Origin of the sequence: Agromyces binzhouensis (assembly GCF_004135055.1) — a bacterium.
GTDB classification, from domain to species: Bacteria; Actinomycetota; Actinomycetes; order Actinomycetales; family Microbacteriaceae; genus Agromyces; species Agromyces binzhouensis.
The window spans coordinates 1-1,772 of record NZ_SDPL01000513.1 but is presented as its reverse complement, the minus strand read 5'-3'; the positions used below and the strand labels follow the sequence as shown (position 1 = coordinate 1,772).

Here is a 1,772-nt window from a genome sequence, read left to right as displayed (position 1 = left end):
GCGCTGGCCCTCGCCGCGGTCGACCTGGACGTGACCGCGGCCGAGGCCGATGAGGTGACGGCCGCCGTCGCCGCGTTCAACCTCACGCCGTTCCCGAAGGTGCGCGTGCTCCACGCGCGCGCCGAGGACGTCTCGCTCGGCGGCATCGACGCCGCCTGGCTCGACCCGGCACGCCGCACGACATCGGGGGGCACGACGACGAGGCTCGCCGACGCCGCGGACTACTCCCCTCCGCTCGACTTCGTGTTCGCCCTCGCCGATCGGATGCCGGTCGGCGTGAAGCTCGGGCCCGGCACCGACCGCGATGTCGTGCCCGACGGCGCGGAAGCGCAGTGGGTCTCGGTCGACGGCGACGTCGTCGAGCTCGTCGTCTGGACGGGGGCACTCGCCCGTGCGGGCATCGGCCGGGCGGCGCTCGTGATCCGGGGCGACGGCGCGCAGGAGCTCGTCGCGCCGGCCGACGCCGAGGACGCCCCCGTCGGCCCCCTCGGCGACTACCTCTACGAGCCCGACGGCGCGGTCATCCGCGCCCGCCTCATCGGCGATCTCGCCCGATCCATGGGCGCGTGGATGCTGAGCGAGGGCATCGCGTACCTGACCGGGGACCGCGAGGTCGACACCCCGTTCGCCAGGGGCTTCCGCGTGATCGAGCGCCTCCCCGCGGACGAGCGCGGCCTTCGGCGGGCGCTTCAGGAGCGCGGCGTGGGCGCGCTCGAGATCAAGAAGCGCGGAGTGGACGTCGATCCGGCCGCCCTCCGGACCCGCCTGAAGCTCAGGGGCGACGTCTCGGCGACCGTCGTGCTCACGCGCGAGGAGGGCCGTCACGTCGCGATCCTCGTCGAGCGGCTCTGAGCGCCGCGGTAGCCCTCAGGCGGTCGAGAGCGCGCCGAAGACGATGGCGTAGTACCCGAGCCAGACGCCGGAGAAGACGAGACCGGTGACACCGGTCCCGATGCCGACGAACGCGAGGATCCGGCCGTGCTCCTCGCGCCGCAGCCCGAGCACGCCGAAGACGATCGCCGCGACCGACAGCGGGAACATCCAGCCGACGAAGAGCGACGCGACGGCGCCGATCGAGCCGATGACCGCGCCGACCTGGCTGTAGACCCGGCGCTGCTCCTCCTCGTCCTCGTACTCCGCCGCCTCGAGCGGCTCGGGAAGGGGGCGCCCGACTGCGAGGAGCTGTCCGGTCGGGAGCCCGTGCAGCGCCCCAGTGTCGTAGGGGACGTCGAACTCACGGGCCGGAGCGGACGGCGCGTCGGCCGCGGGCGGGCGCTCGGGATCGGTCGACGCCGGACGCTCCGCAGGACCGTACGGCGGTGGTGTCGTCCCCGGTGCCCCGTCGGTTCCCGGATCGCGTGGTCGCGCCGGACGCTCGTCGGTCATGTGCTCGCCTCAGTAGCCGTAGCCGTAGCCGCTGCCGATCGAGAACAGCATCCCCCACAGGAGGAACGAGAGGAGTGCGAGGCCGATGCCGACGAAGCCGAGGATGAGACCCGTGAGCCACATCCCCTTGGCTGCGGTCTCCTTGCGGCGTCCGAGGAAGCCGAGCACGATCGCCGCGGCCGGGACGAAGAGCTGCAGCACGCCGCCGACGAACGGGATGAACACGACCGGCGAGCCGATGACGCCGATGATGCCGGCGATGAGCGAGATCAGGCTGAGCACGGGCGTCGGCCGGGCGGGCGCGGGCGCCGTTCCGGCGGCGCCGTAGCCGCCGTACCCCCCGTACCCGCCGGTGGGAGGCACCGGGGCGCCGCCGCCGACGGCAC

At 73.9% G+C, this 1,772-nt stretch carries 2 protein-coding genes and 1 pseudogene; 1 reads left to right on the top strand and 2 read right to left on the bottom strand.

Annotated elements, in window-relative coordinates:
• The coding region (locus ESO86_RS19305; protein WP_165308104.1) for a THUMP-like domain-containing protein at positions 1–852 on the top strand (852 nt) is incomplete at its 5' end.
• 15 nt (positions 853–867) lie between these two features.
• On the opposite strand, the gene ESO86_RS16270 is transcribed toward ESO86_RS19305, so the two are convergent.
• Positions 868–1,386, bottom strand: a complete 519-nt coding sequence (locus tag ESO86_RS16270) for a DUF4190 domain-containing protein (protein ID WP_129235883.1) — start codon at positions 1,384–1,386, stop codon at positions 868–870.
• 9 nt (positions 1,387–1,395) lie between these two features.
• Positions 1,396–1,772 (bottom strand): annotated as a pseudogene (locus tag ESO86_RS19300) (hypothetical protein); the annotation flags it as partial.